Below are 18405 nucleotides of genomic sequence, written 5' to 3'. Positions count from 1 at the left end.
CCTCATAGCCTCGCCCCTGAAGGCAGAGACCGACACCCTTGTCCACCAGCACTTTCTTGGGACACTGCCGGGCGCAGTCGTTCATCATCACTCTCCTATGCCTGGACGCGGTTAGGGGAAAGCGGGGGCAGAGCCCATTACCACCCCCGTCCCCTTGTATATCCTCCGGATAAACATTATCCTATCTCCATGGCATGGAGGCATTGATGCTGGGTCAAGTGGCGCGCTGGGGCAACAGTCTGGGTATTCGCATTCCCAAGGATATCGCCTGTCAGGTCGGCCTGACCGAAGGTGCCAGGGTTGAGATCGAGGCCGCCGGGACGCAAGTGGTGATCTCGGTGGCGCGGCCGCGCTATCGGCTGGCCGATCTGCTGGTCGGCATGACGCAAGAGGACATGCGCGACGCCTTCGATTGGGGGCCGGATGCCGGCCGCGAGGCGGTGGAATGAGCGAGGCCTTCGAGCCCGAGGCCGGCGATCTGATCTGGACCGATTTCGATCCCCGCACCGGGCGGGAGCAAGGCGGCCGACGGCCTGCCCTGGTGGTGTCGCCGCTGGCGTTCTGGCGGGCCAGCGGCTTTGCCATCGTCTGCCCCATCACCTCGAGGATCCGTCCCTTTGGAACCAGCGTGGTGCTGCCGACCGGCCTGAAGCTGGGCGGTGAAATCCTGACCAGCCATGTGCGGAGCATCGACACCCTGGCCCGTCCAATCCTACCGGTGGGCCAAGCCGTTCCGAGCTCCGTTCTGGACGAGGTTCGGGCCAAACTGGCGGCATTGATCGGCCTGACCTAATCGCCGTGACCTGCCATGGGAAACCTCCTCCAGATTTGGGTAGAGCCCGGCCCATCGAAAGGGCGGACGAATGAAACCCAGCCGGTTCAGCGAGGAGCAGATCATCGGCATCCTGAAGGAGCGGGAGGCCGGTGGGGCAATGGCAGCCGCCCGATACCGCTTGTGTGATTTGCGCCCGAAGCGTTAAACCAGAAAGAAAAACCGAATATCGGAACGCCGCTTGTTGTTGGGGGGGCGTGGATGGATCCGACCCGGTTCCGCAGGATAAGTCTGATCGTCGGCTGGCTGGCGGCGGTGCTGCTCGGCCTGGCCGTGGCCGCGCTGCTGCCCCTTCACCGGCCCGATCTGGCGCCGCCGGCCTGGGTGGCCGGCCTGTTGCTGGTGGCGGGGTGGCTTTCGCTGATCGTCATCCACGAGGCGGCGCGCTCCCACTTCGAGCGGCTGCGCCGCCTGCGGTCGGGCATCGAGGCCGTCGCCCACGGCCAGCTGTTTCCCCAGGCCATCGCCGAGCAGATGGAGCGCGACCAGGGCCCCATGGGCGAGATGGCGCGGCTGGTCGCCGGGCTGTCGCAACGCCGTCACCACGAGGCCGCCAAGCCGGACCGGCGGCTGGCCGCGGTGCTGAGGGCCATCCACGACGGCGTGGTGGTGATCACCGAAAGCGGGCTGATCAGCCTGATCAACGGGCCGGCCAAGCGGGTCCTGGGCGGCGGCCATATGGCCATCGGCGGTTCCATCTACGCCGCCGTCGACCGTAACAGCCTGCTGGCCGCCCTGCAGCGCGGCGCCCGCTCGGGCGGCAAGGCGGTCGGGGCCGATCTGGTCATGCTCGACGGCCTGGCCCATCCCGTCTCCCTGCTCGACCTGGGCGAGCACCGGGGATCGGTGATCATCTTCCCCTCCGACGAGCAGACCGCCGGCCACGAGGTGGAATTCGCCCTGGACCTCCACGACCAGCCGCCCGCCGCCCCGCCGCCCGCCGACGGCACGCTGCTGGCCGAACTGCCGGTGGTGGTGCTCGACACCGAGACCACCGGCCTGGACAGCAGCCGGGATTCCATCATCTCGGTCGGCGCGGTGCGCTGCCACGGGGCGCGGCTCTACCGTTCCACCGTGCTGGACCTGCTGGTCAATCCCGGCCGCCACATCCCGGCGCGCTCCACCGCCGTGCACGGCATCAGCGATTCCATGGTGAGCGGCAAGGCGGCCATCGCCGAAATCCTGCCCGAGGTGCTGGCCTTCATGGCGGAATCGGTGGTGGTCGGCCATTCCATCGGCTTCGATCTGGCCCTGCTGGAGCGCGCGGTGCGCGGCGCCGGGCTTGAATGGCGGCCGCCGCAGCGCCTCGACATCCTGCTGCTGGCGGCGGCGCTGTCGTCGGAGGAGACCGGCTTCGAGATCGACGATCAGGCGGCGCGCATGGGCATCAACATCACCGGCCGCCATACCGCCCTGGGCGACAGCCTGGTGACGGCGGAAATCTGGGTGCGGCTGGTTCCGCAGCTGGAGCGCCGGGGCATCCGCACGCTGGGCGAGGCGCGGGCCTTCTCGCGCAAGGCCGCCGGTCAATGGTCGCGCCAGAAGGACATGGGGTGGGACGAGGATACTCAGCTGAGGGGGAAACCATGAGCGACGAGTTGCCGCTGGAGCGGATCGACAGCTTTGCCTACCGCCACCGCGTCTCCGAGGTCATGGGAACGCCGCTGGCCACCTCGCGGCCCGGGGCGACCATCGCCGAGGCCGCCAAGGTGATGAGTCTCAAGGGGATCAGCTCCCTGGTGGTGGTCGACGAGGCCGGGCGGCCGGTGGGCATCGTCACCGAGCGCGACGTCCTGAAGGCGGTGGCCGAGCACCGCAACGAGGCCGCCGACGTCCCCCTGGGGGCGGTGATGTCCTCGCCGGTGGCCACGGTGCGCAGCGACGCCTTCACCTACGTGGCCATGGGGCGCATGGACCGCCTGCGGCTGCGCCATCTGGTGGCGGTGGACGAACAGGGCGTGGGCGCCGGGGTGGTCACCTTGCGCGGCCTGATGCACATGCGCTCGTCCACCGCCCTCTTGGTCGGCGACGAGGTCGAGGCGGCCCGCTCGGCCGAGGACATGCGCAAGGCCAAGGCCAAGCTGCCCCGGCTGGCGGCGGAATTGCTGGCCGAGCGGGTCGAGGCGCTGGGCGTGGCGGCGGTGCTGAGCTCGGTGCTGCGCGCCCTGACCGAGCGGGCCGCCCGCCTGGCCGAGCAGGCCATGGAGGCCGAGGGCTGGGGCAAGGCGCCGGCCCAATGGTGCCTGCTGCTGCTGGGCTCGGGCGGCCGGCGCGAGGGGCTGTTCGGCGCCGACCAGGACAATGCCATCGTCCACGCCGGCGGCCCCGGGGACGATCCCTGGTTCGCCGAACTGGGCAAGCGCATCTGCGACATCCTCAACACCGCCGGGGTACCGTTCTGCGGCGGCGGGGTGATGGCCTGCAACGCCGAGTGGCGGCACGACGTCGCTGGCTGGGACGCCCAGATCCAGCGCTGGATTCGCGGAGCCGACGGCAAGGAGTTGCTGAACGTCCATATTTTCGTCGATTTCCGCCCGGTTCACGGCGATATCGGGCTGGCCTCCGACCTGCGGCGCCAGTTGACCGAACAGGCGGCCCGTTCCCCCCAGTTCCTGCACGCCATGGCCCAGGCGGCCGGCGACATCAAGGCGCCGCTCGGCATCCTCGGGCAGTTCATCACCCGCAACGGGCGGCTGGACATCAAGATGGCGGGATTGCTGCCGCTGACCTCGGCGGCCCGCGTCCTGGCGCTCAAGCACCGCATCGAGGCCACCGGAACCGGCGAACGCCTGAGGCTGCTGGCCGAGGGCGGTCACATGTCGGCCGGCGAGGCTGCCGCCTTCCGGGAAAGCCATGAACTGATGGTGCGTATCCTGCTGGAACAGCAGCAGGCCGACCTCGCCGCCGGGCTGCCCCTGTCCAACGCCATAGATCCCAAACGGCTGAAATCCGGCGATCGCGACCGCCTGAAGCAGGCCTTCAAGGCCATAAATGCCTTGATGTGGAGTATGAAGAATTCCTTGTCTTGATCTTCGTCATAATACCTTTGGTCCGGTCTATTTGCGGTGCAACAATCGCCGTTCATGATTAACTGTTGCGCGCTTAGTAAATGTCGGATAGCTTACGGCAACCTGACGTTTAGTGCTCGTGTGTGACTTCGCACTTGCGAACATATTTTTGCATTGCAGTAATGGCCCGTTTTCCGACCCCATGTCTGGCCGATCAACGATCCAGGGGTGCTGAGAATGCAGTTTGCCTTGGCTTTGCTTCATGAACTGGTCAAGTTCGCGGGACTTCTGCTCCTCGGGCAGCTTCTCGTCTATGTGCTGAGCTTCGGCCGGCACGAAAACAATCCCGTCTACCGGCTGTTCCGCTTCCTGACCTCTCCGGTGGTCAGGGTGGTGCGCCGCATCACGCCCGGCAAGGTGGCCGACCGGCATGTGCCGGTGGTTTCGTTCCTGTTGCTGTTCTGGCTCTGGGCGTTGCTGATCTTCGTTCGCCACGACCTGATGCAGGGGGATGCATGAAGAAGGGCTTCGAACTCTGGTTCTGCCACAAGATGGCGATTCTCTGCCTGCTGACCCGGCGTCACGACATGGCCGTCCATTACTGGGAGCGGGCGCGGGGCATCGCGCCGCATGACGCCAGGATCGTCTCCTCCATCGCCCATACCAGGGCGGAGCAGGGGCGCGCGGCCGAGGCGGCCGCCCTGTTCCGCCAGTCCCTCGATCTCGACCCGGCGCAGCCCGCCACCTGGTTCAACCTGGGCTTTCTGCTGGAGGAGGCGGGGGACAGCGCCGAGGCCGCAGCCGCCTTCCGCCGCGCCGTCGAACTCGACGGCAAGCTGGACCGCGCCTGGTACGGCCTGGCCCTGGCGCTGATCAAGTCGGGGCAGGTGGAGGAGGCGGTCACCGCCCTCAAGCGCAATACCGAACTGCAACCCATGAGCCCCTATGGCTGGTACCAGCTGGCTCATGCCTATCTTCGCCTCGGCCAGCGCGACAAGGCCGAAGGCGTTGTTCACCGGCTCGCCAGGTTCGAGCCCAAAGTCGCACTCCAGCTCGAGCAAGAGACGGGTATCAAGGCGGGAGTCAACCTGCCCACGGGACGTTTCTGAGTTTTTGCATCTCAATATTGCATAACAAACCCGAGCGAACTTCGGGGGGACAATTTGGGAGGACTCATGCAGCTCACAGAAAAACACGAGGAGTATTGGCACAGGAACCTCAAGATAACGGCAATCCTGCTCGGGATCTGGTTCTTCGTGACATTTATCATCGGCTGGTTTGCCCGCGAACTCAGCTTCTCCTTCATGGGATGGCCGTTCAGCTTCTGGGTTGGAGCCCAGGGCGCGCTGATCGTCTATGTCTGGATCATCTGGTACTACGCCAAATACATGAACGCGCTGGACCAGGAATACGGAGTCGAGGAGGGAGAGGACTAATGGCTGGAATTCCAGGCGATGCCCCCACCGGGGCGCCCACCCAATCCATCAAATCCTTCACGCAACAACTGACCAAGGTCTACGGCTTCTACACCGGCGGCTTCCTCGGCTTCGTCATCCTGCTGGCCATCGCCGAGCAGATGGGTATGTCGAGGCAATGGATCGGCTACTGCTTCCTGGTGATGACCGTGCTGCTCTATGCCGGCATCGGCATCATGAGCCGCACCAGCGACGCCGACGAGTATTACGTGGCCGGCCGCCGGGTGCCGGCGGTGTTCAACGGCATGGCCACCGGCGCCGACTGGATGAGCGCCGCCTCGTTCATCGGCATGGCGGGAACCCTGTACCTGACCGGCTATTCCGGCCTAGCCTTCATCATGGGCTGGACCGGCGGCTACTGTCTGGTGGCGCTGTTCCTGGCGCCCTACCTGCGCAAGTTCGGCCAGTTCACCATTCCCGACTTCCTGGGTGCCCGCTACGGCGGCCATGGCCCCCGCTTCGTCGGCATCGTCATCGCCATCCTGTGCTCGTTCACCTATGTGGTGGCGCAGATCTACGGCGTCGGCCTGATCACCACGCGGCTGTCGGGGGTGGACTTCACGCTCGGCATCTTCGTCGGCCTGGGCGGCATCCTGGTCTGCTCGTTCCTGGGCGGCATGCGCGCCGTCACCTGGACCCAGGTGGCCCAGTACATCATCCTGATCATCGCCTACCTGACCCCGCTGGTGTGGCTGTCGGTCAAGCAGACCGGCATACCGATTCCCCAGGCGGTCTACGGCTTCCAGCTGCAGAAGGTCACCGAGCTGGAGAAGAAGCTCAACGCCGATCCCAAGGAACTGGAGGTGCGCGGCATCTTCAAGGCCAGGGCCGACGAGGCCAAGGCCAAGCTGGCCGACATTCCCAAGGCCATGGCCGCCGGCAAGGCGGGCCTGGAGGCCAAGGCGGCCGAGGCCAAGTCGTCGGGCAACGCCGATTCCGTCAAGAAGGCCGAGGACGCGCTGGCCAAGTTCCCCAAGGACGAGGCGGCGGCCAAGGCGGCCTGGGCCAAGGAGGCGGCCGTGGCGGCCAGGGCCGCGCCCATCGCCGCCCATGGCGAGGCCTTCGCCGCCAAGGACGAGAATGCCAGGGCCATCGCCAAGAAGAACTTCCTGGCGCTGATCCTGTGCCTGATGGTCGGCACCGCGGCGCTTCCCCACATCCTGATGCGCTACTACACCACGCCGTCGGTGCGGGCGGCGCGCGCCTCGGTGACGTGGTCGCTGTTCTTCATCTTCCTGCTCTACTTCTCCGCCCCCGCTTTGGCGGTGCTGGTGAAGTTCGTGGTCTACAACGACGTGGTGGGCACCGCCTTCACGGCGTTGCCGGCCTGGGTGGCCAATTGGGCGGCGGTGGACCCGTCGCTGCTCTCGGTCACCGACATCAACAAGGACGGCATCGTGCAATTGGCGGAAATCGCCATCGGCGGCGATATCGTGGTGCTCGCCACCCCGGAAATCGCCGGCCTGCCGTACGTGGTCTCGGGCCTGGTGGCCGCCGGCGGTCTCGCCGCCGCGCTGTCCACCGCCGATGGTCTGCTGCTGACCATCGCCAACGCGCTGTCGCACGATCTCTATTACAAGATGATCGATCCGAACGCGCCGGTGGCCCGCCGCGTCATGCTGTCCAAGACCCTGCTGCTGGTCGTCGCCGTGCTGGCGGCGCTGGTGGCGGCGCAAAAGCCCGCCGACATCCTGTTCCTGGTGTCGGCGGCCTTCTCGCTGGCGGCGGCCGGGTTCTTCCCCGCGCTGACGCTGGGCATCTTCTGGAAGCGTGCCACCGGCATCGCCGCCACCCTCGGGATGGCGGCCGGCGTCGGCATCACCTTCTACTACATGGCCACCACCCAGCCCTGGCTGCGCGAGATGTTCTTCGGCATCCCGCGCGCGGTTCCGGCCAACCTCTGGTGGGATATCAACCCGATCTCGGCCGGCATCTTCGGCATTCCGCTCGGGTTCGTGGTCATCATCGTGGTCAGCATGTTCACTCCCGCCCCGTCGCAGGAGATTCAGCATCTGATCGAGGATGTCCGCTATCCCAACCTGAAGCGGGCCTAGTGCAATAGTCTTGGGGAGTCCCGTGTCCGCAGAAATGCGGGCATGGGCGCCTCAAATAAAGAATCGATCAGATCAGCAAGAAATATTGCTAAAAATCGTCATAATTAACAATCAAGCGCAATCAGGCATTATTGTGTTTTTGTCTTTACATAACGGCATGATATTGGTACTATTTCCCCTGTTAGAGTATTTTTGTGAGTTTTGCTTTGACTCCGAAACCTTCCGCAACCCCGGCCCTGTGTCGGGGTTGCTTTGTCCCGTCTTCGTCCGTGGCGCAAGGGGGCGGATGAAAAGGAATTTTCGTTTGCTGGTTGCTGGGCTATCCTGCCTTGGTTCAGGGGGAGCTTCCTGCTCCTGAGAGCTTTGGGACAGGCCGGATGCGGGATGTGCTGATCAGGAGCCGTGGCCTGGGGTGGTTGTTGGCCTTGGCTGTTGCCGCCCTGGGTGGCGGGCTGGCCGGGGGGCTGACCGTTGCGGCGCGCAACGACGAGCACCTGTCCCGGCTGACGATCGAGGCCGAACGGCGTGGCGTGGAGATCATGTCCCAGACCTTGAACGGCAACGTCATGGGGGCGTTGTCGCTGCTGGGAGCGGTGGCCCAGGATATCAAGTTCGACGCGCGCGGCGAGGTGCCGGCCAATCTTCCCCGTATCTCGGGATTGCTGGAGGACGTGGCCCGCTCCAACGATGCCCAGGGGGTGTTCGTGGTGCGGACGGACGGAATCATCCATTCGTCGTGGGACAACAGCGGGCGGCCGTCCACCGGACTCGACGTGGCGTTCCGGCCTTACTACAAGATGGCCATGAAGGGGCAGGGCAACGTCTATGCCGCCGTCAGCCTGGCGCGCGGCGACCGGGCGCTGTATTTCACCGCCCCGGTACGCGCCTCTGCCCAGCGCGATAGCGCCCCCATCGGCGCGGTGGTGGCCCGCACCGACCTGGAACGGGTCGACGGCCTGTTGCGGGGCCGGGCCGGCATCGCCCTGCTGCTGTCGCCCCAGGGCGTGGTATTCGCCAGCAGCCGCTCCGAGTGGATCGGGCATCTGGCCGGCGAGGTCACGGCGGAGCGCCTGGCCTCCATCCGCGAGCTCAGGCAGTTCGGCGCCATGTTCGAGAAGGCCGATCCTCCGGTCCTGCCGTTCTCCACCGATCCCGGCATCGTGCGGATCGCCGGCCGGGACCATGTCCTGGCCGCCACCCGGGTACGGTGGAACGATCCCTATGGCGATTGGTCGCTGGTGGTGGCCGACGACCTGTCCGCCACCACCGCCGACCGCGACGGCATGGTGGCGGGGCTGTCCACCGGCCTGATCCTGCTGGTGATTGCCGGGCTGCTGCTCAATCTGGCGCGCGGCCAGCATGCCCAGGCCATGGCCTCCCGGCGCATCGAGCACTATGCCCGCGAGCAGGCGGAAAGCGCCGGGCGCAAGAACCGGCGGGCCGAGGCGGCGCTGAAGTTCCAGCGGGCCAAGAGCGTCGCCGAACTGGGCCGGGTCTTCCTGGCCGAGGCCCACGACATCCTGGGGGCGCTGCAGGGCGCGGTCTACGTGTTCGGCCGCGACGGCGCGCCCGCCATGGACCTGGCGGCGTCCTACGCTGCCCCCCCCGGAATCGCCGGGCAGTTGCTTCCTGGGGCGGGATTGCTCGGCCAGTGCGTCCTCGACCGCCGGAGCCGGGTGCTGGCCGGCCGGGAGGTCGAGGCGTGGTCCATCCGCTCCGGCCTCGGCAACGCTGCGCCGGCCGGGGTGCTGATGGCGCCGCTGATGCTCGACGATACCCCGCTGGGCGCCGTGGAGATCGCCGTTCTCCATCCCCCGTCCGCCGCCGATGTGGTGCAGTTCGAGGAACTGGCCTCGCTGCTGGCTCTCAATCTGGAAATCCAGCGCCGCCAGTTCGCCGCCGCGCCGGCCGGGAATGAGGCAACGCCATGAACCGTCTGCTGAAAGTCCTGGAGCGTCCGACCTTGCGGGCCAAGCTGCTGGCGGGTTTCGCCATCGTGCTGCTGCTGACCGTCCTGCTCGGGCTGGCCGGTCTGTACAACCAGAGTGTCCTCAATACCGGCTTCCAGCGGCTGTACGAGAATGAGCTGCGGAGCATTTCCGGCCTCAAGGATGCCCGGATCGAACTGGCCTGGATGGGCCGGGCGGTCCGCCAGGCCATCCTGGCCCCCGACGCGGCGGAGCGCGAGCGGGCCGCTGCCCAACTGGCCGAGGCCGAAGCTGGCCTGCGCCGCGAGCTCGAGGCGATCCGCCTCCACGCCCTCGACGAGGAGAGCCGGCGAAACCTCATCCGTTTCGACGGGCAGTTCCGCGCCTTCAAGGGCAGCGTCGACCAAGCCATGCTCCTGCTGCGCCGGAACGGCGCCGAGGCCGCCGCCTTCGTCTCGACCCGCGATTTCCAGCATATCGCCGCCGCCGCCGATACCGCGCTGAGGATGGCGGCCGATCACAAGGAGGAGCGCGCCCGCATCGAGGCCGCCGGCGCGGCCCAGGCGGCGGAACGGGGCATGCTGCTCACCCTGGGGCTGCTGGCCGGCGCGGTGGCGGCCAGCCTGCTGGCCGGGGGAATGGTCAGCCTGTCCATCCGCCGGCCCATCGACCGTCTCAGCGAGGTGGTGGGGCAACTGGCCACCGGCCGGCTGGAGCTGGAGGTTCCCGGAACCGACCTGCCCAACGAGGTGGGGGCGTTGGCCCGCTCCATCGACGTGCTGCGCGCCGATTCCCGCCAGATGGAGGAGCAGCGCTGGGTCAAGACCCACCTGGCCGCCATTTCCGCCGAATTGCAGACCACCGCCGACCCCGCCGAACTGGTCCGCACGCTGTTCTCCATGCTGGCGCCGCTGCTCAAGCTGGGCCAGGCCGCCTTCTACCTGCTGGACGGGGAGGGCAAGCGCCTCCACCTGCTGGGCGGCTACGCCCACCGTGAGCGCAAGAGCCTGGAACAGGGCCTCGAGATCGGCGAGGGGCTGGTCGGCCAGTGCGCCCTGGAGCGCGCGCCGATCATCGTCACCCGGCCGCCGCCCGACTATATCCGCATCGGCGGAGCCACCGGCGACGTGGCGCCCAAATCCATCGCGGTGATCCCGGTGCTGCGCGGCGAACGGTTGCTGGCGGTGGCGGAGCTTGCCGCCATGGAGGGCTTCGGCCCCCGCGATCAGGCCCTGCTGGACGGCATCATGCCGCTCATGGCCATGAGCCTGGAGATCATCGAGCGCACCGGCAGGACACGGCAATTGCTGGCCGAGGCCCAAGTCCAGGCGGCGACCCTGGCGGCTTCGGAACGGCAACTGGCGGCGCGCCAGCAGGAACTGGAATCCACCAACGACCAACTAAGCGAGGCGGAAGAGCGTTCGCGCCTGATCCTTGCCTCCATCAACGAGGGAATCGCCGGACTGGCGCCCGACGGGCGGATGAGCTTCATCAATCCGGCCGGCGCCCGCATGCTGGGCTACGAGCCCGGGGATCTGGTGGGCCGGATGATGCACGCCATGGTCCACCACACCCGCCCCGACGGCACCGCCTTCCCGCGCGAGGACTGCCCCATGTTCCACACCTCGCACGACGGCCGGCCGCGCAATGTGGACGATGAGGTGCTGTGGCGCCGGGACGGCACCAGCTTTCCGGTGGAATACAGCACCACGCCGGTGGTCAAGGACGGAAGGGTGGTGGGCACCGTGGTGTCGTTCCGCGACATCACCGAGCGCAAGGAGGCCGAGGACGCCATCCGCGACCAGGCCATGTTCCAGCAGGCCATGGTGGACACCATCCCCTATCCCTTGTTCTACAAGGGGGCGGACGCCCGCTTCCTGGGCTTCAACCGCGCCTACGAGCAGACCTTCGGCGTCCGTCGCGGCGACCTGATCGGGAAAAGGGTGCTGGACCTCGACTACCTGCCCGAGGCCGACCGCATCGCCTATCAGGCAGAGGACGAGACCGTCATCGCCCAAGCCTCGTCCGTCGAGAAGGAGATGCCCATTCCCTTCGCCGACGGCAAGCTGCACGACACGCTCTACTACGTCGCGGGCTTCCGCAAGGCCGACGGCTCGCCCGGCGGGCTGGTGGGAACCTTCGTCGACATCACCGAGCGCAAGCAGGCGGCGGAGAACCTGAAGCGGGTCAACGTCCTGTCGGACATCGCCCTGGAACTGACCGGATCGGGCTACTGGCAGGTGGATTACAGCGACCCGGATTACTACTACCAGTCCGAGCGCGCGGCCAAGATCCTGGGCGAGTCGCTGAAGCCCGATGGGCGCTACCATCTGGCCGACGAGTGGTTCAACCGGCTGGTGGAGGCCAACCCGGAAACCGCCAAGGCCACCGAGGAACGCTATCTCGGCGCCATCGAGGGGCGCTACGACCACTACGATTCCATCTACGCCTACAGGCGGCCGGTGGACGGCAAGGTGGTCTGGGTCCATGCCGCCGGCAAGCTGGTTCACGACGAGGACGGCAAGATCAGGTACATGTACGGCGCCTACCAGGACATCACCCGACAGAAGGAGGCCGACACCCTGCTGCATCAGGCGCTGGAGAAGGCCGAGGCGGCCTCCCAGGCCAAGGCCGACTTTCTGGCCAACATGAGCCACGAGATCAGGACGCCCATGAACGCCATCATCGGCATGAGTCATCTGGCGCTGAAGACCGAACTCAACCCGCGCCAGAAGGACTATGTCAGGAAGATCCAGCAATCGGGCCAGCACCTGCTGGGGATCATCAACGACATCCTCGACTTCTCCAAGATCGAGGCCGGCAAGCTGGCGGTGGAGCACACCGAGGTCTACCTGGACAAGGTGCTGGACAACGTCGCCAACCTGATCACCGAGAAGACGACGGCCAAGGGTCTGGAACTGGTGTTCGACGTCGGCTCCGACGTTCCCAACGATCTGGTGGGCGACCCGCTGCGCCTGGGTCAGATTCTGATCAACTACGCCAACAACGCGGTGAAGTTCACCGAAGCCGGCGAGATCGCCATCCGGGTCCGCCTGGGCCAGGATCTCGGCGGCGAGGTGGTGCTGCGCTTCGAGGTCCGGGACACCGGCATCGGCCTGAGCGAGGAACAGCGGGGACGCCTGTTCCAGAGCTTCCAGCAGGCGGATTCCTCCACCACCCGCAAGTACGGCGGCACCGGGCTGGGCCTGGCCATCTCCAAAAAGCTGGCTGAGCTGATGGGCGGCGGCGTCGGCGTCGAATCCGAGCCGGGCCAGGGTTCCACCTTCTGGTTCACCGCCACGCTGGGCAAGGGCAAGCCGCGCCGCAAGCTGCTGCCCAGGCCCGACCTGCGCGGGCGGCGCATGCTGGTGGTCGACGACAACGAGAATGCGCGGGCCGTGCTGGTGGACATGTTGGCCGCCATGTCCTTCAAGGTGGACGACGTGGAATCCGGCGCCCTGGCGGTGGAGGCGGTGCGCCGCACCATGGGCGGCGACGACGCCTACCAGATCGTCTTCCTCGACTGGCAGATGCCCGGCATGGACGGCATCGAGACCGCCTACGCCATCAAGGGCCTCGGCCTGACGCGGACGCCCCACATGATCATGGTCACCGCCCATGGCCGCGAGGAGGTGATGGCGGGGGCCGAGCATGCCGGGATCGAGGAGGTGCTGATCAAGCCGGTCAATCCCTCGCTGCTGTTCGACGCCGCCATGCGCTCACTGGGCGCCGTGCCGGAGGACGAACCCGACGATTCCGCCGGCGCGGCGGTGAACGAAGCCGACCTGTCCGGGCTCAGGGGCCTCAGGGTCCTGCTGGTCGAGGACAACGACTTCAACCAGCAGGTGGCCAGCGAATTGCTGGCCGACGGCGGCGTGGTGGTGGAACTGGCCGAGAACGGCGCCGTCGCCGTGGAAATGGTCGGGGCCGCCCCCTACGACATGGTCCTGATGGACATGCAGATGCCGGTGATGGACGGCGTCACCGCGACGCGCGAAATCCGCAGGCTGGGCTTTGGCGACCTGCCCATCATCGCCATGACCGCCAACGCCATGCAGGCCGACAAGGAGAAATGCCTGGAGGCCGGCATGAACGACCACTTGGCCAAGCCCATCGATCCCGACGCCATGTTCGCCACCTTGCTGAAATGGCGGCGTGCCGCGCCGGTGGCGGTTCCCATGGCGGCGGCGCCTGTCCCCGCCTCCGCCCCGGCCCTGCCCGAGATCGATCCCGACATCTTCGATTTCGAGCGCATGGGGGCGATCTACAAGTGGGACATGGCGCGGCTGCGCCCCATCCTGGCCGCCTTCCTCGACGATGCCGGGGCCAAGGTGGCGCGCATCGGGGCCGAGACCGAGCTTGCCGCCCTGCGCGAGACGGCCCACGGCCTGAAAGGCACGGCCAACACCGCCGGCGCCGTGCGGCTGGGCCGGCTGGCCGCCGATCTGGAGAATGCCGCCAGGAACGGCAACGGCGAGGCGGTGGCCATGCTGGCCCCGTTGCTGGCCCCCACCCTGGACGAGTTACGCGACGCGCTTGCCCTCCTTCTTGCCGACAAAGGTGCCTCATGAACGAAACGGAACTGCGCCGGATCAAGGTGCTGCTGGTGGACGACGAGCCCTTCATCCGGCTGACCCTCCGCCAGATTCTCATGCAGATCGGCATTCCGCCGTCCAGCCTCTACGATGCCGGCGACGTCAAGGCGGCCATCTCCGAGACGCTGCGCATCCGCCCCACCATCGTGCTGTGCGATATCCACATGCCGGGCGAGGACGGCTTCGCCTATGTGGCGACCCTGCAGAAGGCGCCCATTCCCGAGGTGGCGGCCACTCCGGTGGTGATGCTGACCTCGGATTCGGGCGAGGAGGCGGTGATGACCGCCAAGGGCCTCAAGGTCTCCGGCTATCTGGTCAAGCCGGTGTCCATCGCCGCCGTCAAGAAAGCCATTGAACGCGCCCTGAAGGTGACCTTGTCATGAGTTCCGACGATACCCGCCCGACCATCCTGGTGGTCGACGACACGCCCGACAACCTGAAGCTGATGAGCGGCCTGCTGAAGGACCTCTACCGGGTCAAGATCGCCAACAACGGCGAGAAGGCCCTGGCCATCGCCGCCTCGGAGGCGCCGCCCGACCTCATCCTGCTGGACATCATGATGCCCGGTATGGACGGGCACGAGGTCTGCCGCCGCCTGAAGGCCGACCGCGCCACCCGCGACATTCCGGTGATCTTCCTCACCGCCATGAGCGGCGCCGAGGACGAGGAGGCCGGGCTGCGGCTGGGGGCGGTGGACTACGTCACCAAACCCATCACTCCGGCGGTGGCCCTGGCCCGGGTCGAGACCCACCTCAAGGTCAAGGCCGGGGCCGATTTCCTCCGCGACAAGGCCGCCTATCTGGAGACCGAGGTGGCACGCCGCACCCGCGAACTGGCCGCCATCCAGGACGTCACCATCCTGGCCATGGCCTCGCTGGCCGAGACGCGGGATTCCGACACCGGCAATCACATCCGCCGCACCCAGTTCTACGTCCGCGCCCTGGCCGGGAAGCTGAAGGACCACCCGCGCTTTTCCGCCACCCTCGACGATTCCGTCATCGACATGCTGTTCAAGTCGGCGCCGCTGCACGATATCGGCAAGGTCGGCATTCCCGACCGCATCCTGCTGAAGCCGGGACGCTTCGAGCCCCATGAATTCGAGATCATGAAGACCCACACCACCCTGGGCCGTGACGCCATCGAGCATGCCGAGCGCTCGTTGGGCACGCCGGTGGAATTCCTGGCCATGGCCAAGGAGATCGCCTACGGCCACCAGGAAAAGTGGGACGGCAGCGGCTATCCCCGGGGGATCGGCGGCGACGACATCCCGGTCTCGGCCCGCCTGATGGCGGTGGCCGACGTCTACGACGCCCTGATCAGCCGCCGGGTCTACAAGGAGGGCATGCCCCACGACAAGGCGGTGCGGATCATCGCCGAAGGGGCGGGCAGTCATTTCGACCCCGACATCGTCGAGGCCTTCCTGGCGCTCAGCGACGAGTTCGAGGCCATCGCCGCCCGCTTCGCCGACAGCGACGGCGACATGGAAAAGAAGAAGGACTATCTCGAGCAGGCCGGTGCCGGGGGCTGAGGCCCGACGGGGAACGCCCCCGTGAGCCGCCAGTTCGCCGATCACCTCTGCGACATGCTCTCGCCGCTCGGGCCGGTGACGGCACGGGCCATGTTCGGGGGATTCGGCCTCTATCTCGACGGGCTGATGTTCGCGCTGATCGCCTGGGATTGCCTGTTCATGAAGGCCGACGACGGCAACCGCGCCATGTTCGAGGCGGCGGGGGCGGCACAGTTCAAGCCGTGGGCGGACAAGCCCATGGTCATGCCCTATTGGGAGGTTCCGGCCGACGTGGTGGAGGACGGGGCGGAACTGTGCGCCTGGGGCCGCGCCGCCTTCGACGCGGCGCTCCGCACCCACAGGCCGAAGAGGGCCAAACCGAGTCATTCCGCTGGAAAAGCCCGGCCCTGAGACCCACTTCCACAAAGTGCGTCTTATTCGCAAAAAGGCTGCCCGAATGCCCCAGCGCCTGCGCGTCCCCGTCTGCAAGCCCGCCCCGCCGCCCGCCAATCTGCCGCCGTCGGAGCATGGCCGCGGCCGCCCCATCGCCCTGTCCATCTGGCGCGGGGCGCGGCGGCTGTGCCCCCGTTGCGGCGTCGGGGAGTGCCTGGAGGGCTATCTGCGCATCCGTGCCGCCTGTCCCTATTGCGGCGAACGCCTGGGTCATATCAAGGCCGATGACGGCCCGGCCTATTTCACCGTGCTGGTCGCCGGCCATGTGGTGGTGCCGCTGGTCCTGGCGGCCGAGCAGACATGGCACCCGCCGCTGGAAGTCCAGATGGCGGTGGCGCTGGCCGGGCTGGGACTGCTGATCTGGCGCCTGCTGCCCCGGATGAAGGGGGCGGTGCTCGGCCTGATGTGGGCGCACGGACTGAAGGGCGACGAGGTCCAGGGCGACGTGGAGCGCCACGGATAGGGACCGTCACGAAGAAACGGGAATTTTAGTTCGCCACCAGGCGATAGCCGACCCCGTGCACCGTCAGGATGATGGAGGGGTGGCGGGAATCCGCCTCGATCTTGCGGCGCAGGCGGCCCACCAGCACGTCGATGGTGCGGTCGATCACCGCCTCGCCGTCATGCTGGGTCAGATCGAGCAGCTGGTCGCGGGTCAGCGCCCGCCCGGCGTTGCGGGCCAGGGCGGCCAGCACGTCGAACTCGCCACGGGTCAGCCGCACCAGTTCGCCGGTGGGCGAGGCCAGTTGGCGGGCATCGCAATCCAGGCGCCAGCCGGCGAAATTGTGGATGCCGGTGGCCGAGCGCTCGGCGGCCATGGTCGGGGCGACGCGGCGCTGCAGGTTGCGGACCCGCACGGCCAGTTCGCGGGGATTGAACGGCTTGGTGATGTAGTCGTCGGCGCCGATTTCCAGGCCGACGATGCGGTCGGTCTCGTCCTGGCGGGCGGTGACCAGGATGATGCCCACCGACGACTTGGCGCGCAGCTCGCGCGCCAGGATCAGGCCGCTTTCGTCGGGCAGGTTGATGTCGAGCAGCACCACGTCGGGGACGGTCTTGGACACGATGGCCTTCATGTCCTTGGCGTCCGCCGCTTCGCTGACCTGGAAACCTTCCCCGGTGAGGTAGGCGGCAAGCTTGGCACGGGTGACGGGCTCGTCTTCGACGATCAGGACATGGGCTTTTGCCGACACTGCATTCTCCGGCCGACGGACTGTTATGGTATTCACCAATCGTTTACAGGGTATTGGTGCGCAATTCAATCACTGCCGTAATTCCGTTGTGAACTTGCGCCTATAAAAGCTCCACTGGGTTTCCCCACCGGACGATGGCCGGCGGGGCGGGGTGGAGACAGCATGGTGCCGCGGCACATTCCGATCATTGAGCGCTTCGACGACGGCGGCGGCTTCGGCCGTCTCTCGGCCGTGGCCGGCGTCTTGCTGGTGGCGCTGTTCTGGCTGGGCCTGGGCTTCAACCCCGGCATCGAACGGCAGTTCGCCGCCATCGGCACGGCCCACCCGATGGAAAGCGGGCGGACCGGCGGCATGGTCCTGGGGGCCGTCATGGCCCTGGGGGTGGGCGGGCTGTGCCTGCTGCTGTTCCAGGCGATCTGCTGGCAGCGGCGGACCGCCGAGCGCCTGCGTCTCAGGGAAGCGGAACTGACCGAGCAGCGCGACCGGCTGCGCCGTTATGTGGCCGATCTGGAGCGTATCGCCGACGTGGCCGCCCACGACCTGCAGGAGCCGCTGCGCCGCATGGTGTCGTACTCCCAGCTGCTGGCCAGCCACGACAAGGCCGGCTGCGACGACGACGTGAAGGATTATGTCGGCCATGTGGTCGACGGCGCACGGCGCATGCGGGCGCTGGTCAGCGGCCTTCGGGAGTTCGTGGCGGTGGATTCCACCCCGCGCACCGGCGAGGTGAATTCCGCCTGGGTCGCCATGACCGTCGCCCGGCAGCGTCTGGCCGAGGTGCTGGCCGAGGCCGGAGCCACCCTGGTGGTGGACCCGCTGCCCGAGGTCGAGGCCGACCAGGCCTCGCTGATCGAGATCTTCATGCAACTGCTCGACAACGCCGTGCGCTACCGCTCGCCGGAGCGCCGGCCGGTGATCCATGTCTCGGTGTCGCGGGACGGCGACATGGCTCGCATCAAGGTCTGCGACAACGGCCTGGGCATCGAGCCGGCCCGCATGGCCCGCATGTTCGAGATTTTCTATCGCCCCCATGGCGGCGGCGAGCGTCTTGCCCCGGGCCTCGGCACTGGTCTGGCCGTGGTCCGCCGGCTGGTGGAGCGGCTGGGAGGCCGGGTCTGGGTCGAATCGGAAAACGGCCTGGGCAGTTCGTTCGGCTTCAGCCTGCGGCTGGGCGCCGCCCCGCTCGGGCGGGGGGAGGAGAACAAGGCCGCCTGAACGGCGGATCAAGACGAGGTGGGGCCGTCTCCGGGCGGCGTCCCCTCGGTGGCACGGTCAGCTCGCGGCATCCCCGAACCCCAAGCCGCGGGCACGATCGGAGAGGAGGGGGCGCCCCCAACGTCCCCTCCTCGCAGCTACCGGA

General features: G+C 67.3%; 16 protein-coding genes. 15 read left to right on the top strand and 1 reads right to left on the bottom strand.

Translation table 11 applies throughout. From position 1 onward, the window contains the following. The first annotated feature begins 206 nt into the window (after positions 1-206). From H261_RS00480 to H261_RS00415, 14 genes are all read left to right on the top strand, one after another. Complete coding sequence (locus H261_RS00480) at positions 207-449, top strand: AbrB/MazE/SpoVT family DNA-binding domain-containing protein (RefSeq protein ID WP_008613105.1); 243 nt, start codon at positions 207-209, stop codon at positions 447-449. Further along, positions 446-793, top strand: coding sequence for a type II toxin-antitoxin system PemK/MazF family toxin (locus H261_RS00475; protein WP_008613103.1), 348 nt, complete (start codon positions 446-448; stop codon positions 791-793). Before H261_RS00480 ends, H261_RS00475 begins: the two co-directional genes overlap by 4 nt. A gap of 240 nt (positions 794-1033) precedes the next feature. Then, complete coding sequence (locus H261_RS00470; protein WP_008613101.1) at positions 1034-2422, top strand: 3'-5' exonuclease; 1389 nt, start codon at positions 1034-1036, stop codon at positions 2420-2422. Continuing rightward, positions 2419-3861: a putative nucleotidyltransferase substrate binding domain-containing protein gene (locus tag H261_RS00465; RefSeq protein ID WP_008613099.1), complete on the top strand. Its 1443-nt coding sequence runs from the start codon at positions 2419-2421 to the stop codon at positions 3859-3861. Before H261_RS00470 ends, H261_RS00465 begins: the two co-directional genes overlap by 4 nt. Positions 3862-4077: 216 nt before the next feature. Continuing rightward, complete coding sequence (locus H261_RS00460; RefSeq protein ID WP_008613097.1) at positions 4078-4359, top strand: hypothetical protein; 282 nt, start codon at positions 4078-4080, stop codon at positions 4357-4359. Then, positions 4356-4949 carry a tetratricopeptide repeat protein gene (locus tag H261_RS00455; RefSeq protein ID WP_008613095.1) on the top strand — a complete coding sequence of 198 codons (594 nt, stop codon included), beginning with the start codon at positions 4356-4358 and terminating at the stop codon, positions 4947-4949. The genes H261_RS00460 and H261_RS00455 overlap by 4 nt, the downstream gene beginning before the upstream one ends. Positions 4950-5015: 66 nt before the next feature. Continuing rightward, positions 5016-5276, top strand: coding sequence for a DUF4212 domain-containing protein (locus H261_RS00450; protein ID WP_008613093.1), 261 nt, complete (start codon positions 5016-5018; stop codon positions 5274-5276). Beyond that, positions 5276-7369 (top strand): sodium:solute symporter family protein, encoded by a 2094-nt coding sequence (locus H261_RS00445; RefSeq protein ID WP_008613090.1) that lies wholly within the window; start codon positions 5276-5278, stop codon positions 7367-7369. The genes H261_RS00450 and H261_RS00445 overlap by 1 nt, the downstream gene beginning before the upstream one ends. A 419-nt stretch (positions 7370-7788) precedes the next feature. Next, entirely contained in the window at positions 7789-9300 is a 1512-nt protein-coding gene (locus H261_RS00440) for a GAF domain-containing protein (RefSeq protein WP_008613088.1), read from the top strand. After that, positions 9297-13868, top strand: a complete 4572-nt coding sequence (locus tag H261_RS25895; protein ID WP_008613085.1) for a response regulator — start codon at positions 9297-9299, stop codon at positions 13866-13868. The genes H261_RS00440 and H261_RS25895 overlap by 4 nt, the downstream gene beginning before the upstream one ends. Beyond that, complete coding sequence (locus H261_RS00430; protein WP_008613083.1) at positions 13865-14275, top strand: response regulator; 411 nt, start codon at positions 13865-13867, stop codon at positions 14273-14275. The genes H261_RS25895 and H261_RS00430 overlap by 4 nt, the downstream gene beginning before the upstream one ends. Further along, positions 14272-15420 carry a response regulator gene (locus H261_RS00425; RefSeq protein ID WP_008613080.1) on the top strand — a complete coding sequence of 383 codons (1149 nt, stop codon included), beginning with the start codon at positions 14272-14274 and terminating at the stop codon, positions 15418-15420. The genes H261_RS00430 and H261_RS00425 overlap by 4 nt, the downstream gene beginning before the upstream one ends. A gap of 21 nt (positions 15421-15441) precedes the next feature. Further along, the gene (locus H261_RS00420) at positions 15442-15810 is read left to right on the top strand and encodes a TfoX/Sxy family protein (protein WP_008613074.1); all 369 of its coding nucleotides are present in this window, start codon (positions 15442-15444) and stop codon (positions 15808-15810) included. 46 nt (positions 15811-15856) lie between these two features. After that, a complete protein-coding gene (locus tag H261_RS00415; RefSeq protein ID WP_008613073.1) occupies positions 15857-16315 on the top strand; it encodes a DUF983 domain-containing protein in 459 nt (152 codons plus the stop codon). 25 nt (positions 16316-16340) lie between these two features. Here H261_RS00415 and H261_RS00410 read toward each other — a convergent pair whose 3' ends face one another. After that, positions 16341-17045, bottom strand: a complete 705-nt coding sequence (locus H261_RS00410; RefSeq protein WP_008613072.1) for a response regulator — start codon at positions 17043-17045, stop codon at positions 16341-16343. Between the two features lie 162 nt (positions 17046-17207). Between H261_RS00410 and H261_RS00405 the strand changes: the two genes are divergently transcribed. Next, positions 17208-18260, top strand: coding sequence for a sensor histidine kinase (locus H261_RS00405; protein ID WP_008613071.1), 1053 nt, complete (start codon positions 17208-17210; stop codon positions 18258-18260). Positions 18261-18405: the final 145 nt, after the last annotated feature.

Origin of the sequence: Paramagnetospirillum caucaseum (assembly GCF_000342045.1) — a bacterium.
In the GTDB taxonomy this organism is placed as follows: domain Bacteria; phylum Pseudomonadota; class Alphaproteobacteria; order Rhodospirillales; family Magnetospirillaceae; genus Phaeospirillum; species Phaeospirillum caucaseum.
The sequence above is the reverse complement of the archived record's forward strand: the minus strand, read 5'-3'. Positions and strand labels throughout refer to the sequence as shown.

Coding starts and splice junctions, on each gene's coding strand:
- H261_RS00480 (WP_008613105.1), top strand. CDS start 207: ATGCTGGGTCAAGTGGCGCGCTGGGGCAACAGTCTGGGTATTCGCATT.
- H261_RS00475 (WP_008613103.1), top strand. CDS start 446: ATGAGCGAGGCCTTCGAGCCCGAGGCCGGCGATCTGATCTGGACCGAT.
- H261_RS00470 (WP_008613101.1), top strand. CDS start 1,034: ATGGATCCGACCCGGTTCCGCAGGATAAGTCTGATCGTCGGCTGGCTG.
- H261_RS00465 (WP_008613099.1), top strand. CDS start 2,419: ATGAGCGACGAGTTGCCGCTGGAGCGGATCGACAGCTTTGCCTACCGC.
- H261_RS00460 (WP_008613097.1), top strand. CDS start 4,078: ATGCAGTTTGCCTTGGCTTTGCTTCATGAACTGGTCAAGTTCGCGGGA.
- H261_RS00455 (WP_008613095.1), top strand. CDS start 4,356: ATGAAGAAGGGCTTCGAACTCTGGTTCTGCCACAAGATGGCGATTCTC.
- H261_RS00450 (WP_008613093.1), top strand. CDS start 5,016: ATGCAGCTCACAGAAAAACACGAGGAGTATTGGCACAGGAACCTCAAG.
- H261_RS00445 (WP_008613090.1), top strand. CDS start 5,276: ATGGCTGGAATTCCAGGCGATGCCCCCACCGGGGCGCCCACCCAATCC.
- H261_RS25895 (WP_008613085.1), top strand. CDS start 9,297: ATGAACCGTCTGCTGAAAGTCCTGGAGCGTCCGACCTTGCGGGCCAAG.
- H261_RS00430 (WP_008613083.1), top strand. CDS start 13,865: ATGAACGAAACGGAACTGCGCCGGATCAAGGTGCTGCTGGTGGACGAC.
- H261_RS00425 (WP_008613080.1), top strand. CDS start 14,272: ATGAGTTCCGACGATACCCGCCCGACCATCCTGGTGGTCGACGACACG.
- H261_RS00415 (WP_008613073.1), top strand. CDS start 15,857: ATGCCCCAGCGCCTGCGCGTCCCCGTCTGCAAGCCCGCCCCGCCGCCC.
- H261_RS00405 (WP_008613071.1), top strand. CDS start 17,208: ATGGTGCCGCGGCACATTCCGATCATTGAGCGCTTCGACGACGGCGGC.